The following is an 18,899-nucleotide window of genomic DNA, read 5'->3' as shown; positions in this document are numbered from 1 at the left end:
CTTCGCCCTGCCGCCGACCCGCGCCCTGCTCGACCGCGTCCTGCCGGCCGCAGGCACGGGACCCGACGAAGAGACCCGCCGTCACGGCTGGTTCCGCACCGATCTCCGCGCGGTCACCACCACCGGCAAGCAGTACCTGGCGGTCGCCGCCGGTCCGGGCGACCCGGGCTACGCCGCGACCGCCGTCATGCTCGGTCAGTCCGCCCTGGCCCTCGCGCACGACGACGACGCCCTGCCGGACCGGGCCGGTTCCCTCACCCCGGCCGCGGGGATCGGCGACGTGCTGATCGACCGGCTGCGCGCCGCGGGGCACACCTACGAGGCGACCTCCCGGTAGCCCGCTGCCGGGCGCTGCTCAGCGCGAGGGAGGTGCCGTCGACTCCCGGACCACGAGCTCGGGGGCGATCATCTCCTGGCCGGTGGTGGAGTCGCCCTCGAGGGCGGCGAGGACCATCTCCAGGGCGAGCGCCCCCAGCGCGGCGAAGTCCTGCCGCACGGTCGTCAGCGGTGGCAGGAAGTGCGCGGCGTCGGGGAGGTCGTCGAAGCCCACCACGCTGACGTCCTCCGGGACGCGGATGCCGCGGCTCGCCAGACCGTGCAGCAGCCCGAGGGACATCTGGTCGTTGCCCACGAAGACGGCGCTGGTCTGGGAGAAGTCGTAGGTCGAACCGACGTGGTGCCCGAACCCGGACGTCCAGTCCCCGACGACCGGTTCGATCACGGGCAGCCCGGCCGCGAGGAGGGTCTCGCGCCAGGCCTGCTCCCGCCCGCGGGCGTCGTACCAGTCCAACGGTCCGGCCAGGTGCATGATGCGGCGGTGCCCGAGCTCGATCAGGTGCGAGACCGCCAGTGCCGCGCCGGCCTGCTGGTCCACGGCCGCGGTGTGCATCGCTGCCTCGGGCTCGGCCTTGATCACCACGGTCGGCAGACCCAGGCTCTGCTGGCGCAGCACGTCGAGGGAGGAGGCGCGCGGCGCGATCACGCACAGCGCCTCGATCCCCTGCGGCACGAGCTCGACGAGGCCGCTCTCGATCTGGTGGTCCTCGTCCTCCGACAGGGAGAAGGCGCTGATCGCGTAGCCCGCTCGCCGAGCGGCGCTCTCGAGGGCGCGCAGGGTGCTGTTCGGGCCGTACTGGACGGGGGCGTCGACGATGACGCCGATCCGCATGGTCCGCTGGGTCGCCAACGCCCTGGCGATCGAGCTGCGCGTGAAGTTCGTCTCCGCGATGGCCTGGAGCACCTTGGTGCGCGTGGAGTCGCGGATGTTCGGGTGGCCGTTGAGCACGCGGGAGACCGTCATGTGGGAGACCCCGGCGACCTTTGCAACGTCGTAGATGCTGGGCCGCTGCTGTCGGACGCTGCGCGTCGTCTGCTCGGCCATCCCCGGTCACTCCTGCCCTGGCGGGCGGTCCACCGGTGTGGCGCCGTCCCGACGTGGCCGTTCGTCACGGCCACTGATCGCGACGCCACCCCACCATCGCTCTCAGCAGTGTAGGCAGGGGGGCAGGCGGACGGGACAGGTGAGGGGGCTCTGCGCACCAGTTTCACCCGCCCGGCGACCACGGTGGACGGGCGGGAGGACCGTGGACCGAAAGTCATGGGACGGGCACCGAGACCGAGCGGCGCCCCTCGTCGCGGGCACGGGCGAGGAGGGTGTCGAGCCGACGACGCTGGCGCCGACGGTTCCCGACGGCGGCGTAGACCACGAGAGCCAGACCGAGCAGGACGAGCAGCTGCGGCCATGGCACGGCCCACATCCGGACGTCTGCCGTGACCGGGGCCATGTCCGTCGTCGACCCGTCGACGGTGAGGACGACGGGATCGAGCTCGACCGTGACCGGAAGGGACACCAGGGGCCACACGCCGTCCACCTCGACGGACAACGTGCGCGAGTCACCGGGGAGGAGCTCTTGGCGGCCCGCCTCCTGGCTGGGGAACACCGTCTCCTGACCACCGACAGCCACGGAGCCCTCGGCCAGGAGCCGGGTGTTGCCGTCGTTCACGACGTCGAAGGTCACGGTCGCGCTGCCGGGGCGGGCGGGGTTCCACCGGACCTCGTACCCGGGGTCCACACCCGAGACCGTCGCCGCAGGGGCGATCTCGCCGTTGACGCGGGTGAGGACCCGGAGCCCGACCCTGCTCTCGACGCTGACCTGCGCCCCGTCCCCGTCGGACTGCACCGAGGACACCGAGGCGGTGATGCCTGCGGCGTGGTCACCGGGCTCGGCGGCCTCGGGCACGGCGATCGTGAACGGGACGAGCGCCGTCTCGCCCGGTCCCACCGTGACCTGCTCGGGCAGGGTGATCCACGTGCCTGCGGCCACCGACTCCTGGTCGGAAGGCAGCATGTCGAAACGCCCGGTCCGCGTGGTGAAGCCGTCGGCCGCACGGAGCTGGAACGTCACCCCGACCACGCTCAGGTTCCGCACCGCCAGGGAGTCCCCGACGCTCTCACCGGGGTCGAGGGCGTGCTCGACGGCCATCCTGCCGTCCGGGCCCGACGCGTCCGCGGGCCGCACCGACCAGCGGACCTCGGTCGTGTCGTCCTCCGCAGCCGCGAGCGCGGCGGCGGAGGACGACACGAGAGCACCTGACGCGACCACGAGCACCACGAGGGCGCGGAGGGCGACGGCAGGGGCGTGGAACCTGGGCACGAGCTAGTCCTGACCTGACATCCGAGGTGGGCGGGACGGCGTGCTCACCAGACGTCGTCCCACAGCGTCAGCGTGAGGGTCGCGGAGTAGCTGCCGGGGGTGACGTCGGTGGACGTCTTGAGGAAGAGGTCGGCGTTCGCCTCCCAGGTACCGACGGGCCGGGCCTCGCCGGCATCGAGGGCGAGGGCGAGCAGCTCCTCGCTGACGAGGCCGACGTTGGGCGCGGTCTCGTCGAGCACGGTGTTGACCTGCTCGCCCTCGGCGACCTCGCCGTCAGCCTCGGTCAGCAGGCGTGGCGCCCACCCCAGGTGACCGGCGTCGATCGACTCCTCGCCGGGCCCGATGAAGGCCGAGGACTGCCCGACCACGTACCAGTACGCCTGGTCCGGCAGCTCCTCGCGGTCGTCGGTGACGGTGACGGTCGGCAGCACGCCGCGGAACTCGCGGACGTCGAGCTCGTCGGAGTCGACCTCGGTCAAGGTGGCCGAGTCCGAGGCGACCGTCATGGCCAGCTCACCGACGGGGGCCAGCTCCTCGATCTCGACGTTGACGTCGACCTCGTCCTGCCCGAGCTCGTCAGCCATCGCAGCGCCGCCGACGCCGACCAGCAGCAGTCCTCCAGCAGCCCCGACGGCGGTGCGGGCCAGCACGCTCCTTGTGTCCATCGCTTCTCTCCATTCCCCGGTCCAGCGCCAGTGCGGGTCCGAGTTCGCTGACGAACGGACGTTCCGATCGTCGGGGTGGTCAGCGCCTCGGTCGCGGGCTTGCGCCCGGAGAACGCCGCTGCGGCGAGGTCGTCGTCGTGGCCGGGCACCGCGGCCCAGAGCTCGCGGACGGCGAGATGGAGTGCGTCTTCAGCATCAGGCACCTTTGCGCTGGATCCGACGTGGACGTGTCGCCGTCTGCGAGGTTAGCGCTACCTGTTAGCGAGAACAACCCCTGCGGTCAGGGCGCCCGTCACCCGTGTGCGCGCGGTGGTCGCCCGCGGCTGTGGGCTGCGAGGACGGTCGGCGCTCGCACGGTCACGGCTCTTGTGACCCGCGGTGGTGAGCGTTAACATCCACGAGCCGGGTCCGCCCGTGCGGGACGTCCGGTGCTCGACCTCCCGCCGCGGCCGGCGGGCGCCTCGCGCCGGTCGGCACGTGCCACACACAGCGAAGGAGCTGACGTGACAGGCCACACCGCCCCACCCTCTCGAGGCCGCCCCCGGGCCGGCCTCGCCGCTGCGGCCTCCACCGTGCTGGTGGCCGCCCTCCTGCCGCTCACCGCGACGGGTGTCGCCGCCGAGCCCCTCGAGGCTCCTCGCGCCGGACTGGTCGCCGAGTACGTGTTCGACCAGCCCTCGGGCGACACCGTTCCCAGCACCACAGGGGGTACGGTCGGCGCCGCCACCGTGGTCAACGGCACCGACGAGCTGTGGACGGGGTCCTCCCTGGTCCTGAGCGGCGGGGCCAGGAGCGGCCCCGGCAGCTGGGTTCACCTGCCCGACGAGCTCCTCGTCGACCGGTCCTCCGCCACCGTGACGATCGAGACCAGGTTCGACGCCTCGATGAAGAGCAGCTGGAACTTCCTGTGGAACATCGGCAGCGACTCCACGACCCAGTACTACTTCGCCTCGGTCCGCGACGCCGCGCGCACCGCGATCACCACGGGCGGGGGCGGCGGGGAGGCGAACGCCCGCGCGGGCAGCCCCCTGGACGCCGACCGGTGGTACAGCCTCACCTCGGTGCTCGACGGCGAGGCGGGGCGCCTGACCTTCTACGTGGACGGCGAGCCCGTGGGGTCGACGGCGACGACGCTCACACCGGCGTCGATCACCGACCAGTCCCTCAGCACGATCGGTCGGGCGCCCTACGACGACCCTCTCTACCGTGGTGAGGTGTCCACCTTCCGCGTCTACGACCGGGCACTGAGCCCCGCCGAGGTCGCCGCCGTCTCGACGGCCGACGCCGCCATCCACGCCTCGACCCACGAGGCCGCGGCGCAGGCCGTCCTGGACCGGGTGACCCCCGTGACGATCGACGAGCCCGTCACGACGCTGCCCGGCTACGGCGGGCGCGTCACCTGGACCTCGGCCGACCCGGCGCTGGTCGTCGACGAGGACGGCGTGACCGTCACCGCCGAGCAGCCGCCCGCCGGAGCCGACCCGATCTCGACGAGCCTCACGGCCACGGCAACGGTCCGTGGCGCCCAGGTCACCGAGGAGGTCCCCGTCACGGTGCACGCGAACCCCGCGGCCGACGAGCCGTTCGGGTACGCGATGGTGCACTTCATCGAGGACTCGGCCGGGTACGCCGAGAAGATCTACCTCGACGTCTCCCGCGGGAACGACCCCGAGCAGTGGGACCCGCTCAACGGTGGTGAGCCGGTCCTGGCGTCCCACCTGGGGACCACCGGGGTGCGCGACCCGTACCTGACGTACAACCCCGAGACGGGGACGTACTACGTGATCGCCACGGACCTGCGGGTGTTCGGCGGGGACCGCGGCACGGGCAGCTGCGTCGAGTGGTGCCACTGGAGCTCGCAGGGCAGCACGAAGCTCAACGTCTGGGAGTCACCGGACCTGATCACGTGGAGCGAGGTGCGCCAGGTCGACGTGGCCCTCGACGCCGACGGCACCACCCCGGCCGAGCTCGGCATGGCCTGGGCCCCCGAGGCCACCTGGGTCGAGGACTACTACCCGGACGGCAGCGGCGCGTTCGTCCTGTACTGGTCCTCGAACGTCTACACCGACCCGGAGCACACCGGGCCCACCTACTCGCGGGTGCTGTGGGGCGCGACGCCCGACTTCACGCAGGAGACCTACGAGTACGGCGGGGTCTTCATCGACGAGGGGGGCAACACGATCGACACGACGATCACCCAGCACGAGGGGACCACCTACCGCGTCACCAAGGACAACTCCGACGGCAAGGGCCTGTACATGGAGTCCACGACGGACCCGCGGTGGTGGGAGCCGTCGGCGTCGTGGTCGACCATTCAGACCACCATCGGGGCGTCGTGGGCGGGCGACGACCCGGGAGGCGTGGAGGGCCCCGCGATCTTCAAGGCCCACGGCGAGGACCGCTGGTACCTGTACGTCGACGTCATCCCCACCACCGGGTACCGCCCCATGGTGACGACCGACCTCGATGCGGGGTGGACCGTGCTGGACAGCCCGGGCTTCTTCATGGCGCCGAGCACCAAGCACGGCGGGATCATCCCCCTCACCGGGGAGCTCTACGCGAACCTCCGAGCGGCCGACGCGACCGGGGCGGTCACCACCGACCTGGGCAGCATCGAGGTGGCCGAGCACGCCGACGACGACGTGATCCGGGCCGCCCTGCCCGGCTCCGCCGAGGTGACCCTCGCCTACGGGCGAGGCACGGCCGAGCGGCCCGTCGACTGGGACCTCACCACCGTGGACCGCACGACCGCCGGGTCCTACCGGGTCACGGGCACGGCGCGCACGATCGGCGCGAACCTCAACCAGTGGGTCGGTGCGGGCGGTTCGACGGCCTGGGACGCCCCCGACCGCGAGCCGTACAGCTCGACCGCGGTCGTCGTCGAGGCCGAGGTCGTGGTGGTCGCCGATGCCGCGGCGCCCGACGTCGGGGTGGTGGCCCAGACGCGGTGCGTCGCCGGGTCGGTCGTCCTCGCCGTCCGGGTGACGAACGAGGGCGAGGTCCCGGTCAGCGCCACGGTCACCACGGACCACGGGGCCCGGACGATCGGCTCACTCGAGGCAGGAAGGAGCGCGTCGGTCGCCGTCTCGACCCGCCAGGCGTCGATCGAGGCGGGGGCCGTCACGGTCACGGCGGAGGCGGAGGTAGCGACCGCTACCAGCACGGCCGCCTACGGCGCGGCCCGCTGCGACTGACGGCCAGCGCGAAGGGCCCGTCCGGCACTTCCGGGCGGGCCTTTCGCGTCGTTCCTGGACCATGGATCGAGGCGCAGGCCATGGGCTTAGGGTCGGCCGTGTGACCGTTCACGTCGTCGCCGGTGCGCTGGTCGCTGACGATCAGGTGCTTCTCGGGTTGAGGAGTGCGTCGCGTTCCTCGTTCCCGGGCGTGTGGGATCTCCCGGGCGGTCACGTCGAGGCCGGTGAGTCAAGCCGGGCTGCGCTGGACCGCGAGCTGCGCGAGGAGCTGGGGGTCGTGGTCCAGGTGGCTCACGGACCTGAGGGGATCCGCCTCGCGAACAGCGGCGTAGCGGGCGACCTAGTGCTGGACGTGTGGCGCGTGAGCGTCTGGGCGGGGACCCCGGAGAACGCGGCCCCCGACGAGCACGACGAGCTCCGCTGGTTCACAGCAGCACAGCTGGCGAGCGTGTCTCTCGCGCATCCCTCCTACGTCGGCCTCCTGAGTCGCGTGCTCGGCCGTTCAGCGGGACGGGCGTCTACGTCCCCACCAGGGTGATGACCGCGGCCGGGGCGACGGTGCCGCGGTAGCGCGCCGCGACCTCGAGGGCAGGGCCGTCCACGGCCCTGCCCTCGAGGTCATCACCGGCGCATCGGTACCCCGCCTGGTGTCACGAGCAGGTCGCCGCGTCGAACGCCACCTCCTGGGAGGTCGAGACGCTCTGGCCGTCGACCGTGGCCTCGGCGTCGACCGTGACGGTCCCCGCCTCGATGGACGGCAGCCGGCTGCTGAACGCGTGGGAGACGCTCGCCCCCGGCTCGAGGGACGAGGTGCGCGTCCCGTACGGGGACGTGCTCGTCACCGACGCGGTCACGTCGTCGTCGTTGCGCAGCGTGACCGTCTGCACCACCCTGCCGACGACGCACCGGGCACCGACCGAGGCGACGACGTCGACCGTGGGGCCGCCCGTGCCCGTGACGGTGACGGTCACCGACACGGTCCGGTTCTCCGGGGCGACCTCCTCGTCACCCTCCTGGTCGAAGACGGGCATCCCGTCCGCGGCCCAGTGCACGCGGCGCACGAAGGTGTCGCGCCCGCTCAGGCCCCGGTTGTCGGTCCGCGCGTGGAAGACGTAGAGCAGGTTGTCGTCCTCGTCGAAGGACCACATGCCGTGCCCGGTACCGAGCTGCCACTCGCCGTTGAACACCCCGGACTTCTGGACGGGGTAGTTGAGCTTGGTCCAGGCGGCAGGGTCGGTCAGGTCGACGCCCTCCCCGGCCGTGGCCGTCGCCAGGCCCGTCGTATACGTGTCACCGACGAGGGAGCCGGAGTAGATCATGTACAGGGTGCCCTCGTGGGCGATGACGTTCGGCCCCTCGGCGATCGTGTTGTCCCAGGCGTACTCCGGGGCGATGATCCGCACGGGCTCGGACGTGATGCGCGTCGGGTCCGCGGGGTCCATCTCGGCGATGAAGACCGCACCGAGCATCTGCCAGGAGTAGTACGACTGCCCCGAGTCCTCGAAGTAGGTCATGTCCAGGGAGATGTCCTGGATCGGGTTGAGGATGCTGCCGTCGGCCTGGACGACCTTCTCGGCCTTGGTCCAGTTCTCCGGCACGGCCGGGTCGAGGTCGTTGCCCTCGGCGTCCTGCTCGAGCTGGATGATGCTGGCTCGCCCGGTCCACATGTCCGGCTGACCGTTCGACCCGTCGTAGCAAGGCATGAACAGCACCGAGAGCCTGCCGTCGATCACGTGGAGCTCGGGGGCCCAGAAGCACCCGGTCATCACGTCGCCCTCGGCGTCGGTGTCGCCGGCGGTCAGCAGGTCGATCTCGGTGTTGCGGCCCTCACGGATCGCGTCGTCGGAGAGGTCGTCGATCGTGTCGGCGACCCGGAACGGCATGTGCGGTCCGTTCGCCGGGTTGATCGGGTTGAGGTTGAGGTCCTCGGTCGCGATCATCAGGAACTTCGTCTGGCCGTTCCAGTCGAAGCGGAAGATCGACGGGTCGGCCCGCTCGTCGGCGAAGGGCGTCGGGTACTCGGGCTGCTTGACCGTGCCGGTGACCTCGTAGGTCCCGGGGGTCGAGGTGTCGACCGCGGCGAGGGAGTCCTCGTCCCAGGCGATGGCCCGGGTGGACGTCGAGCCGTCGCTGTAGGCGAGCTCGGCCCGCCCGGGCAGCGCACCGGCCTCGAGCGCGGTGCCCGCAGCGACCTCGACGCCCTCGAGCGCACCGATCCCGGTGTTGACCGCCCGACCGAATCGCACGTCGAGGGCCTGGGCCATGTCGCCGCTCACGGGTAGGGCGTTGCCGGCGGCGTAGTCCGGGACGGCCGCCTCGTCGACGCCGGCCGTCGCGGCGACGGTGCCGCTCAGCACCGGTCCGCGCGTGGCGGGGTCGGTCAGGTCGGCGAAGGTCGTGTAGCTCGGTCGTCCGGCGTCGGAGGTCCACGTCACCACGTAGCGCTCGGCGGCGGAGTCCCACACGACGGCCGGGCCGTTGACGCCGCCACTGACCCCCAGGTCCACCATCCCGACCTCCTCGTAGGAGAGCAGGTCGGTGCTGCGGGCGAGGAGCATCTGCCCGGACTGGGTGCCGTCCGAGCCGCCGCCCCGGGCGGTCCGGGTCGCGACGACGCCGAAGCTGCCGTCGGCGAGGTAGAACACGTGCGGGTCACGCAGGCTGCGCAGGATGCTCTCGGTGGTGCCGCTCGCCGGCGGGGTGGAGGCGGTGCGGGGGAAGAAGATCCCGTAGTTCTCGTTGAGCGGGGTCCACGCGTCCTCCTGCTCGAGGGCCAGGTGCATGCTCAGGGCGATGTCGGCGTTGTTGGCCTCCGCGGAGGTCGTGGCGTTGCGGTGGTATGCCAGCAGCAGGGGTGAGCCCTCGCCCGGCAGCACCTGGACCGCGAACTCCCGCTCGGCGGTGAGCCCCGACGCGGTGTCCGTGATCCGCACGGCGATCTGGCCGTCGACGGCCTCCTCGCCCGAGGACACGATCGTGTCCCCGACCTCGAGGTCACCGCTCACGCCGATCACCTCGACCGTGGCCCCGTCGGGGGCGACGGGCAGAGCGTCGCCCGAGCGGAGGACCGGCGGGATCACGAAGCGTTCGGCCAGCCGGTCCACCCTGTCCTGCGCGGTCTCGTCCGAGGGCTGCACGGTCACGGTGATGTCGGTGCTCGCGCTGAAGCCGCGGATCGTCACGGTCGCGGTGAGGGTGACCTCGGCCGCGGGCTCGCCCTCCAGGGGCGGGGTGACCAGACCGTTCGGCGCGACGACCTCCGGGTCGCTCGAGGTCCAGGTGACGCGACCCGAGGCGGTGGGCAGGTCGATGTCGCCGCTCGTCTCGAGGTCCGTGAGGTCGAGGCCGTCGAGGACTCCCTGCGCCTGGGCACGGAGCTCGTCCTCGTGGGGCAGGACGTCCTCGGCCGCCACCGCGGCGACCTCCTCGTCGTCGAGCGGCCGGTCGTACACGCGGAAGGAGGAGATGGCGCCCTCGAACAGGGCGTCGGGCCACGGCGAGCGGCCGATCGCGTTCAGCGACTGGTCCGTGATGTCGGCGGGGGCCGCGTCGACCGTGCCCTGCCCGGCCAGGACGCCGTCGAGGTAGAGGGAGGCCGTGCCGTCGGCGTCGATCACGGAGGCGACGTTGACCCACTGGTCGGCGGTCACCCCGCACGAGCCGGACTGCACGAGCTGCTCGACCCCGCCGGCCTTGATCCCGACCAGCGGCGAGCGTCCCTCGCCGCAGTTGAGCGAGGCGAAGAAGTACTCGGTGTCGGAGGAGTCGTTCCCCACGTTCCACAGGAAGTGGAAGCTGCTCAGCATCGCGGCCGAGGCCTTGACCTCGGCGACGACGGTCGCAGCGGGCGCATCGGCGAGCAGGTCCTCGGGGAGCTCGACCCAGTTGCCGGTCGAGGTCTTGGCCCCGCCCCGCAGCGTCAGGGCCGTGCCGGTCCAGTCCGCGTCCTGCACGTTGCGCACGGTCGCCTCGCCCAGGGCGGACCCCGGCGCGGTGTTGGTGACCGTGGCGCCCGAGGCCTGGTCGAACAGGTACTCGGCGACGAGCCCGTCGGGTGGCACCGCGGCCTGGACGTCGGCCGGGGCCGCGGCCTGCGCGCCCGTGACTCCGAGCCCGAGGACCATGCCGCCGAGCGCGGTCAGCGCCGCTACCGCGCGCCGTGGGGAGGACAGATGCATGTGACTCTCCTACTTGTGGGGTCTGAACGTCGTCGGTCAGAGGCCACCGGAGGCGGCCGATGCACGCACGAGGGGACGGCAGCGGCCCGGGTCAGGGCCGCCGCCGCTCCCTCAGCTGCCGGTCTGCGGCGTCACCCGCAGGCCCTGGGCGGGGTCGAGGCCTGGACGGTGGTCGAGCCGCCGTCGGCCGCCGTGGCCGTCACCCCGACGGTCACCTCAGGCGTGGAGGCGGCGCGCGTCGTGAACGCGGTCGTGGCCGTGCGCCCTTCGGCGAGCGAGATGGTCCTCGAGCCGTACGGGGTCTCCACGAGGGCATCGACCGCATCATCGGCGGAGCTGGTGACGGTGGTCGTCAGCACGACCCGTCCGACCACGCAGCGGGTGTCCGCGATGACCTCGAGGGCCGGACCGGCCTCGACCACCACGGTCACCTCGACGGGCATCCGGGAGTCGTCCTGCGCCACGCCTGCCACGGTGAAGGTGCCCGGGACGGCGTAGCTCGCGGGGTCGATCTCCGCCCAGTCGACGTCCACGGTCTGCTGCGAGCCGTCGGCCATGGTCAGCTCCGCGTCCGGCAGCGTCGGTGCGACGCCTGCTGACGTGGTGACCTCCATCGCGGAGACCGAGGCCACAGCGATCGCCGGGGCGTAGGCCTCGAGGACCTTCTGGTACTCGGCCCGGGTCACCGGGATGACGGTGCCGTGACGTGGCTTGCCGCCGTCGGCGTTCTGCGGGAGGTTCTCGCGCAGCTTGGTCCCCACGGGCTCCCACGAGTCGCCGTCGTCCAGGTCGTCCGAGCCGAAGGGGATGTAGTAGTTCGGGCCGCCGTGGTAGTCGGGCTGGTCGATGAACAGGAACCAGTCGTGGTCGTTGACGTCGCCGTCGTTGGCGCGGAACAGGTTGGGGCCCTCACCGCTGGTGAAGGTCCCGCCGGGCTCGCCGTTGGGCAGCCCCGTGGCGATCCGTTCCTTGATGAGGGTCCACTCGTCGGCCGGGCCGGTGCTGTCGGGGAGCGAACCGCTCACGGTCGCGAGCAGGTCGGTGGACTTCTCGGCGCGGATGGTCATCGACGCCTCGTCCTTGGTGAAGCGGTAGTACGTGTCATCGATCTGGGCGACGGTGGAGTCGATCATGCCCCGGCCGCTACCCCGACGGACGTCGATCCACGGCTGGGCCTCGGAGAAGGTGACGAAGTCGTCCGTGGTGGCGTACATCATCCGGTTGTAGGTGACCGCGCTGCGCTCGGCAGGGTTGGTCGTCGGATACAGGTTGGACGCCCAGAACACGACGAAGGTGTCGAGCTCGTCGCTCCAGAACGCCTCGGGGGCCCAGGTGTTGCCCGCGTAGTCCGAGGAGACCTTGACGTGGCGCTGCTCGGACCAGGTGACCAGGTCGTCGGACTCCCAGACCTCGATGTGCAGCGAGCCGGAGAGCTGGGCCGTGGTGAAGCCGCCGGACAGCCCGGCCACCTTGAGGTCGGTGGCGATCATGTAGAAGCGGTCACCCTCGGGGGCCCGGATGATGAACGGGTCGCGCAGACCCTCGGTCCCCTCGTCCGAGACGAAGAGGGGCTGCCCGTCGTTGAGCGTGTTCCAGGCCAGGGCGTCGTTGCCGCGCGAGGCCGCGAGGCTGACCTGCTCGGCCCCGTCACCCTCGCCGGTGAAGAAGGCCCAGACGTAGGCGTCGGTCTGGTCGGCGCCGGTGGGCATCGGCCGCAGACGGAGCAAGAACTCGCGTGCCTCGCTGGCCTCGCCGTTGGTGGCGGTGGCCGTCAGGACGACCTCCACGGGGTCCGTGCCTGCGGCTGGCCGCTCCACCGCGATGGTGCGCGACGTCGGCGTCACCCCGTCCCGCACGGTCGCGTGGTTGGCGTCGTCGGCCGCGACCGACCAGGCGATGGTCGATCCCTGCTCGCCCGTGGTCGGCACGGAGAAGTTCGTCCGGATGTCGTCGAGGCCGTCGAGCTGCAGGGCGGCGAGGTCCTGGGCCGCCTTGTCCGACGCGGCGGCGTCCTCGGGGACCTCGACCACGTAGGTCGCGGTCCGGGTGGACTCCCCGGCGGTGAAGGTCGCCGTCAGGGTGACGGTCGCGGTCCCGCTGCCTGCGGCGGGGCGCGTCACGACGCCCGTCCCACCGTCCACCTGGATCGCGGGGTCGTCGGACTCCCAGGTCACGGTCGTGCCGTAGACGAGGGTGGGGAGGGTCAGGTCAGCGGTGGTGGTGCTCGGCAGGGTGAGGGAGGCCACGGCCTTGTCGATCGCCTGGCCGGCGAAGAGCTCGCCGACCTGCGCGGCGTCGAGGGCCTGGCCGTAGACGGCGAGCTCGTCGACCGTCCCGTTCCATCCGGCGTCGGCGTAGGTGGAGCGGCCGAGGTAGGCGACGAGCTCGCTGCCGAAGTCCGAGACGTCGCGGGTGATGGCCGCCTGACCGACCGGGGCGCCGTTGACGTAGACGCTGAGCTGGCCGCTCGTCCCGTCGATCACCGTCGTGTACAGCGCCATCCCGGCGGGGGTGCGGGTGCCGCTGGTCGCGGCGTTGGTGCTCCCCGGACCCACCTCGGTGGTCCACGGCGAGGTCGCGTTCACCGTGTTGGTGGTGACGGACTTCACGTAGCCGCTCGGGTTGGTCGGGTTGAGCAGCCAGTAGCCGGTGGAGTGCTGCGCGCCGCTGGCCACCGGGGCGCCGATGAAGGCTGCGGCGGTGTTGCCCGCCCCGGACCGGGGGTTCAGCCAGGCGGAGATCGTCAGGTCCTGCTGGCCGACGAGCCCTGCCGCCGGGATCTCGAGGTAGGGGGCCGCGGTCGCACTGCCGCCCGGAAGGCTGAGCACACCACCGGTGACCTGGGCGCCCGTGCGTTGGAGGGTGGCGTCGTAGCCGTTGCCGCTCGCGTCGGTGACCGTGGTGCCGGTCGTCTCGTCGAAGGTGTAGTGGATCAGCGGCGCAGGGCCGTCGTCCGCCACGGAGGTGGCCGCCGGTGCGAAGGCACCGAGCAGGGCCACGGATACCGTGGCCAGTGCTGCGGTCGCCGCGTGCTTGAGGTGCCCCATTGCAGATCCCTTGCGTCGCGCACCGGTCACCGTTGACCGACGCTGGCTCGGCGATGTTAGCGAGAACATGCCGTTCGCCAGGTTATGAGGGGGCCGGTGCGCCGTCAAGGGATCCGCGGGGTACGAGCGGCTTCTCCCTGTCCCCGCACCGACCTGACCGGGTCACTCGTCCGGCCGATGCGCACGGCCGAGTCACGCTGCTTGGCTGGTCCTTGTCACGATCTGCCATGACCCGATCGCCTCGACCGAGGCGGGTGGCGGCCGGGGCGTTTCCATCTGAGTTGGGGGGCATCTCATGAGACGGCACACCTTCGTCGCGGCGATAGCCGCAGCAGCGATCGCCTTGGGGCTGGTAGCGACACCAGCCCAGGCGGCCTCGCCCTATGACGCAGCGACGCAGAGCAGCTTGCGCAACCTGATCACGGCCATGCAGTGGTGGTCGGCGTTCGACAACAGGAACAGGTTCGACGGTCTTGAGGTGTCCGACCTGGCGGGCTGGGGTTGGCGGCCCACAGGCGGCACCTATACCGAGATCGTGATCGAACGTGATGGGCAGTCCTGGCGTGCTACGGCCCAGGACACCCGCGCCGGGGGCACCGAGTACACCTACACCTCGGCGACCGCCGTCAACGGCGTCTCCCCTGGGGCGGTACGAGCTTCGACGCCCCAGCCTGGGGCCCTACCGTTGGCACCGGGGGCGAGCGTCATCGATGTGGGAATGGCGATCGACATCGACGCCCTCGCCTCTGCGCTCGCGGCCGGCGCCGTCACACATCGGATGGCCTGCGAAGCTGCGCTGTTCTCTCCCGGCACCCACACGGCAGGGTCCTCGGTGCCCGACCACGTGCTGGCCTGTGAGGCGGCGGTCGCGGCCGGGAACGCCACATGGCGGTCGGTGCTCTCGGCAATGCTCAAAGCCGGCGGACGGCAAGCACTTCAGCAGCTCGCCCTCGAGTTCGTCGGTGCGGGAACCGCACCGGCCTCCCCGCCCCCGTGGCTCGGCGACCCCGAGGGTCCCCAGGACCCGCGCCCAGTCCCGCCGACCCTGCCCGACAACATCTGGAAGATCGTGCGGAAGGCCGACCGGGCCGCTTCGACCGCTCTGACGCCCGAGGAGAAGCGCGTCGCTGTCACCCAGTGCTTGGCCCTGGCGACCCGGGCCGGAACTGACTCGATGCAACGCTGCAACGGCGACACCCCGATCTTCTTCAGCGGTCGGTCCGACACCCCCGAACCCACCCAGCACGACCTCGAGGCGATAGGTAGGTACCCCGCTTGGGTTGAGCTCAACCGCAGGCATCCACCGAACGATCGGACGTGGCTGCGGGACCACCCCGCTTGCGCTGGCCGCGAGGCCGGGGTGTTGGACTGCGATGAGTTCCCGTTCGCATCGACCCAGCAGGGCGGTGCACTAGCGAGTCCACCCGTCAACCTGCGCGTGCTCGACTCGGACCAGAACCAGGGCCAAGGGCGAAAGCTCGCAGCCTTCTACAGCGGAGCTGGGTGTGACGTGAGCGACGGCGAGGAGTTCTTGGTGGTCCCGCTCCCCGAACGGCCCGGCCTGCCACGTGAGCAGCAGCTCCCCACTCTCGCCTGGTGCAACAGCACGCTGTCCCCTGTTCCCGGGTGAGACCCTGACCACCGATGAGCGCAACCGAGATCGTCCAGGCCCTCGAGGGCTGGGTCGAACGCATCGGGTCCCTGGGCGCAGCCGTAGTCCCCCGGCTGCGCCCAGGCCTACCCCCCGACCAGATCGCCAAGATCGCCGCCCGCCACGGGTTCGTCCTGAGCGAGGAGATCGCAGCGATCTGGTCTTGGCACGACGGCGAACGAACGCGCACCGAACGTGGGACGGCACGGCAACTACCAGGGCTCATTCCCCAAGGTGCCTTCTTCGATGTGGAGACCACCCTGAGCCGCGGGCTGAGTCAGTGGCACACGAATTGCGGGGACGACGACGAACTCGCCGATCCTGACGTCAGTGATGAAGACAAGACCTACATCTGGCGTCGCGAATGGGTCATCTTCGACTGGTGGCTGATCCCGCTGGTCCTGGCGACCACCCCTGACGGCAGGACCGACACCTTCCGGTACGACCCCCAGTCCGGCACCAACTGGGTCGCCCACTCCTCGCTGCCCGAGCGGATCGCCTGGTGGCACCGCTACCTCGACCTCGGGGCGTGGCGAGTCGAGCCCGACGGAACCTGGGGCGGGGACAGCAGCCGCATACCCCAGGTAGACCGCACGGCGTCGAAGGCCGAACAGGTCCGCCAGACCGAAGTCACCTAGCTCGACGCTGACCGTCCCGGATGAGGTGCTGAGGCCCGATGAGTGCGACAGAGATCACCGAGGCCCTGGAGGGATGGGTCAAACGCATCGGGGCCCTGGGCGCAGCCGTAGTTCCACGGCTGCGCCCAGGGCTACCCCCCGACCAGATCACCAAGACCGCTGCCCGCCACGGATTCGCGCTGACCGACGAGATCGCCTCGATCTGGGCCTGGCACGACGGCGAACGCACCGACACCGACCGCGGCACCCCCAAGCAGCTCCCTGGGCTCACGCCCGGGGTCGCCTTCTACGACCTGGAGACCACCCTGCGCCGTGGGCTCAGTGACTGGTACGCGATCTGCGGGGACGAGGAGGAGCTGAGCTCCTCGACCCTGAGCGAGAAGGACAAGGGGGCCATCTGGCGCAGGGAGTGGGTGGTCTTCGGGTGGTGGTTGGTTCCTCTGGTCCTGGCCACAACCCCCGAGGGCAGGACCGACACGTTCCGGTTCGATCCCCAATCGGGTGCCGCCTGGGTCGCTCACTCCACCCTGCCCGAACGCATCGCCTGGTGGCACCGCTACCTCGACCTCGGAGCCTGGTGGGTCGAGCCCGACGGAACCTGGGGCGGGGACAGCAGCCGCCTACCCCAGGTGGACCGCACGGCGTCGAAGGCTGAGCAGGTGCGTCGGACCGAGGTCACCTAGCGCGCCGCGGTCCTACTCCTCGGGGTACGTGACCGGCAGCCCGAAGGCCTCGACGTGCTCCCGCCCCAGGAACGAGGTCACCTCGCTGATCTGCTCCCCACTGACCGTGAGCACGTTGATCGACCAGGCCTCGAACGGTCCGCCGTCCGGGGACAGGTAGCTCACGACGGCGAGCTGCCCGTTGGCCGTGGTCGGCAGGTGGCGCCACTGCCCGCAGGTGCTCAGCGGGATGGCGCGGGCGAAGTTCATGACGGCTTCCTGGCCGCGGTACCAGTGCGGCAGCGGTGGCATGGACCAGGTGACGTCCTCGGTGAGGAGCGCGACGAGCGCACCCGCGTCACCGGCCTCCATGGCAGACATGAACCTCTCGACGACGTCGCGCCGCCCCACGTCCCCGAGCTGCTGCAGGGTCTCCTGCTGCGCGCCGGCAGGCACCTTCTGGTCGATGAGGCGCCGGGCCCGTTGCAGGGCACTGTTCACCGAGGCGGTGGTGGTGTCCATGAGGTCGGCGATCTCCCGGGCGGAGAAGCCCAGCACCTCGACCAGCAGCAGGACGGCGCGCTGGTTGCCGGGCAGGTGCTGCAGAGCAGCGACGAAGGCCAGCTCGACGGCTTCCCGCTGCTCGTACCGCGCGGCCGGGCTCGATGCCCCACCCTCCATGCCCTCATCCGGGTACGGCCCGAGCCAGGCGACCTCGGTGAGGGGCGTGTCCCCGACGACGGCGTCATGGCTGGGGCTGGCCAGGTCCATGGGCAGGGCCCGGCGTCCCCGCGCCGCGACCGCGTCCAGGCAGGTGCGGGTGGTGACCCGGTAGAGCCAGGTGCGCACGGAACTGCGCCCCTCGAAGCGTGGGAGTGCCCGCCAGGCGCGCAGGAGCGCCTCCTGCAGGGCGTCATCGGCGTCGTGCGTCGACCCGAGTATCCGGTAGCAGTGGGCGTGCAGCTCGCGGCGCAACGGTTCGACGAGGCGGGTGAACGCGGCGTCGTCGCCGGTCCGGGCGAGGGCGAGGTCGTCGGTCAGCTCCTGCGTCCGCATCCCAGGAGGACACCATGCCCGAGCCCGTCACCGCTACCCCGAGGCGTCGACCACCATGGTGTCGCTGAGCCGGTCGAGCAGTCTGCCGCGATCGCCCCACAGGCACGGCACCCAGTCGATCCATGCGACCGGCCCCGCCAGCAGGCTCACACGCCGGAGCACCGCCATGCCGAAGGAGACCCGGGTCCCACCGACCGTGACCGTCTTGAGGGCGAACATGCGCTTCCCGGGTGTCGTGCCGCTGCGGTGCTCGATCAGAGCCAGGACGGGGATCGCCCACACGAGGGCCGCCCCCAGACCGATCGGGTGCAACGACGCCTGGGGATACACCTCGCACAGCGGCGGCAGCGGCAAGGGCGAGACGCAGTACTCCCCGACCTGCACGGCGACGACGGGCGGGAAGACGATCACCGGGCTTCCCTGCCGCGCCATCACCTCGAGGATGCCCACGATCGTGACGGCGATGAGCGGCACCAGGTCGACCACCGCCGCTGAGAAGCGCCGCCGCAACGGCGCAGGAGGCCTGTCGACGTCACGCGAGAACGTCGAGGCCGCGCGGGCGGCCGAGCCGAGCCGCTCGAGGGCGTCCTCGAGCTCGCCGACCTCGGCGGCAGCAGTCAGATGTCCGGTGAGCTCGTCACATACGCCCTGGATCCGCTCGGGGGAGTCGACGAGGTGAGCCGAGACGTCGCGGACGAACCGCCGCACGCGCTCCTCGCTGTGAGGGCCGCCCGTCACGTGCGCACCTCGCGACTGCCTCCCAGCAGGGCGTCCATACGCACCACGAGCGCCCTCCACTCGGCGAGGAGCAGCGCTAGATGCTCGCGTCCCACCGCGGTCAACGCGTAGTACTTCCTGGGCTTGGCACGGCCTTGGGTCTCCCACTGGGCCGCGATGTAGCCCGCGTCCTCGAGGCGATGCAGCAGGGGGTAGAGAGTGCCCTCACGGAACTCCGACGCCCCCTCCCCGGCGCCTCGCAGGATCGCCATGAGCTCGTAGCCGTATCGGCGCTCCTCGTCGAGGGCCGCCAGGACGGCCAGTTCGACGGTTCCACGCGCGAGCTCACGCCGCACCTGCTCCGTCCGGTTCAGTGTCGGGGCCACACCTGCATCCTAGGCACTCAGCCTGATACCGTGGCACGCAAGGTATCAGGC

The 18,899-nt window shown here is 71.4% G+C and carries 13 protein-coding genes and 1 pseudogene; 6 read left to right on the top strand and 8 right to left on the bottom strand.

Going from position 1 to position 18,899, the window contains the following annotated elements; translation table 11 throughout:
* Positions 1–337 (top strand): annotated as a pseudogene (locus L0B03_RS01310) (enoyl-ACP reductase); the annotation flags it as partial.
* An 18-nt stretch (positions 338–355) separates the two neighbouring features.
* Here L0B03_RS01310 and L0B03_RS01305 read toward each other — a convergent pair.
* The 3 genes from L0B03_RS01305 to L0B03_RS01295 form a co-directional block, all read right to left on the bottom strand.
* Positions 356–1,381, bottom strand: a complete 1,026-nt coding sequence (locus L0B03_RS01305; protein ID WP_250443063.1) for a LacI family DNA-binding transcriptional regulator — start codon at positions 1,379–1,381, stop codon at positions 356–358.
* A gap of 214 nt (positions 1,382–1,595) precedes the next feature.
* Positions 1,596–2,654, bottom strand: coding sequence for a DUF916 domain-containing protein (locus L0B03_RS01300; RefSeq protein WP_250443060.1), 1,059 nt, complete (start codon positions 2,652–2,654; stop codon positions 1,596–1,598).
* A 44-nt stretch (positions 2,655–2,698) separates the two neighbouring features.
* Positions 2,699–3,319 (bottom strand): hypothetical protein, encoded by a 621-nt coding sequence (locus tag L0B03_RS01295; RefSeq protein WP_250443058.1) that lies wholly within the window; start codon positions 3,317–3,319, stop codon positions 2,699–2,701.
* A 503-nt stretch (positions 3,320–3,822) separates the two neighbouring features.
* Here L0B03_RS01295 and L0B03_RS01290 point away from each other — a divergent pair.
* Positions 3,823–6,513 (top strand): LamG-like jellyroll fold domain-containing protein, encoded by a 2,691-nt coding sequence (locus L0B03_RS01290; protein ID WP_250443055.1) that lies wholly within the window; start codon positions 3,823–3,825, stop codon positions 6,511–6,513.
* A 100-nt stretch (positions 6,514–6,613) separates the two neighbouring features.
* A complete protein-coding gene (locus L0B03_RS01285; protein ID WP_308199974.1) occupies positions 6,614–7,051 on the top strand; it encodes an NUDIX domain-containing protein in 438 nt (145 codons plus the stop codon).
* 112 nt (positions 7,052–7,163) lie between these two features.
* On the opposite strand, the gene L0B03_RS01280 is transcribed toward L0B03_RS01285, so the two are convergent.
* Both L0B03_RS01280 and L0B03_RS01275 read right to left on the bottom strand, forming a co-directional pair.
* Positions 7,164–10,691, bottom strand: coding sequence for a family 43 glycosylhydrolase (locus tag L0B03_RS01280; protein WP_250443050.1), 3,528 nt, complete (start codon positions 10,689–10,691; stop codon positions 7,164–7,166).
* Positions 10,692–10,822: 131 nt separating this feature from the next.
* On the bottom strand, positions 10,823–13,738 hold the full coding sequence (locus L0B03_RS01275) for an immunoglobulin-like domain-containing protein (protein WP_250443047.1): 2,916 nt from the start codon (positions 13,736–13,738) through the stop codon (positions 10,823–10,825).
* A 535-nt stretch (positions 13,739–14,273) separates the two neighbouring features.
* Between L0B03_RS01275 and L0B03_RS19470 the strand changes: the two genes are divergently transcribed.
* From L0B03_RS19470 to L0B03_RS01260, 3 genes are read left to right on the top strand one after another with little or no spacing between them, the layout of a single operon-like run.
* On the top strand, positions 14,274–15,368 hold the full coding sequence (locus L0B03_RS19470; RefSeq protein WP_250443043.1) for a NucA/NucB deoxyribonuclease domain-containing protein: 1,095 nt from the start codon (positions 14,274–14,276) through the stop codon (positions 15,366–15,368).
* 14 nt (positions 15,369–15,382) lie between these two features.
* A complete protein-coding gene (locus L0B03_RS01265) occupies positions 15,383–16,027 on the top strand; it encodes a hypothetical protein (protein WP_250443041.1) in 645 nt (214 codons plus the stop codon).
* A 38-nt stretch (positions 16,028–16,065) separates the two neighbouring features.
* Positions 16,066–16,710 (top strand): hypothetical protein, encoded by a 645-nt coding sequence (locus L0B03_RS01260; protein ID WP_250443039.1) that lies wholly within the window; start codon positions 16,066–16,068, stop codon positions 16,708–16,710.
* Positions 16,711–16,722: 12 nt separating this feature from the next.
* On the opposite strand, the gene L0B03_RS01255 is transcribed toward L0B03_RS01260, so the two are convergent.
* From L0B03_RS01255 to L0B03_RS01245, 3 genes are read right to left on the bottom strand one after another with little or no spacing between them, the layout of a single operon-like run.
* Positions 16,723–17,745: a sigma-70 family RNA polymerase sigma factor gene (locus tag L0B03_RS01255; protein ID WP_250443036.1), complete on the bottom strand. Its 1,023-nt coding sequence runs from the start codon at positions 17,743–17,745 to the stop codon at positions 16,723–16,725.
* Between the two features lie 33 nt (positions 17,746–17,778).
* On the bottom strand, positions 17,779–18,483 hold the full coding sequence (locus L0B03_RS01250; RefSeq protein ID WP_250443033.1) for an RDD family protein: 705 nt from the start codon (positions 18,481–18,483) through the stop codon (positions 17,779–17,781).
* Positions 18,480–18,848 (bottom strand): PadR family transcriptional regulator, encoded by a 369-nt coding sequence (locus L0B03_RS01245; RefSeq protein WP_250443029.1) that lies wholly within the window; start codon positions 18,846–18,848, stop codon positions 18,480–18,482. Before L0B03_RS01245 ends, L0B03_RS01250 begins: the two co-directional genes overlap by 4 nt.
* Positions 18,849–18,899 lie beyond the last annotated feature (51 nt).

The organism is Actinotalea sp. C106 (assembly GCF_023630195.1).
GTDB lineage: Bacteria > Actinomycetota > Actinomycetes > Actinomycetales > Cellulomonadaceae > Actinotalea.
This window is presented reverse-complemented; position numbering and strand designations above follow the sequence as displayed.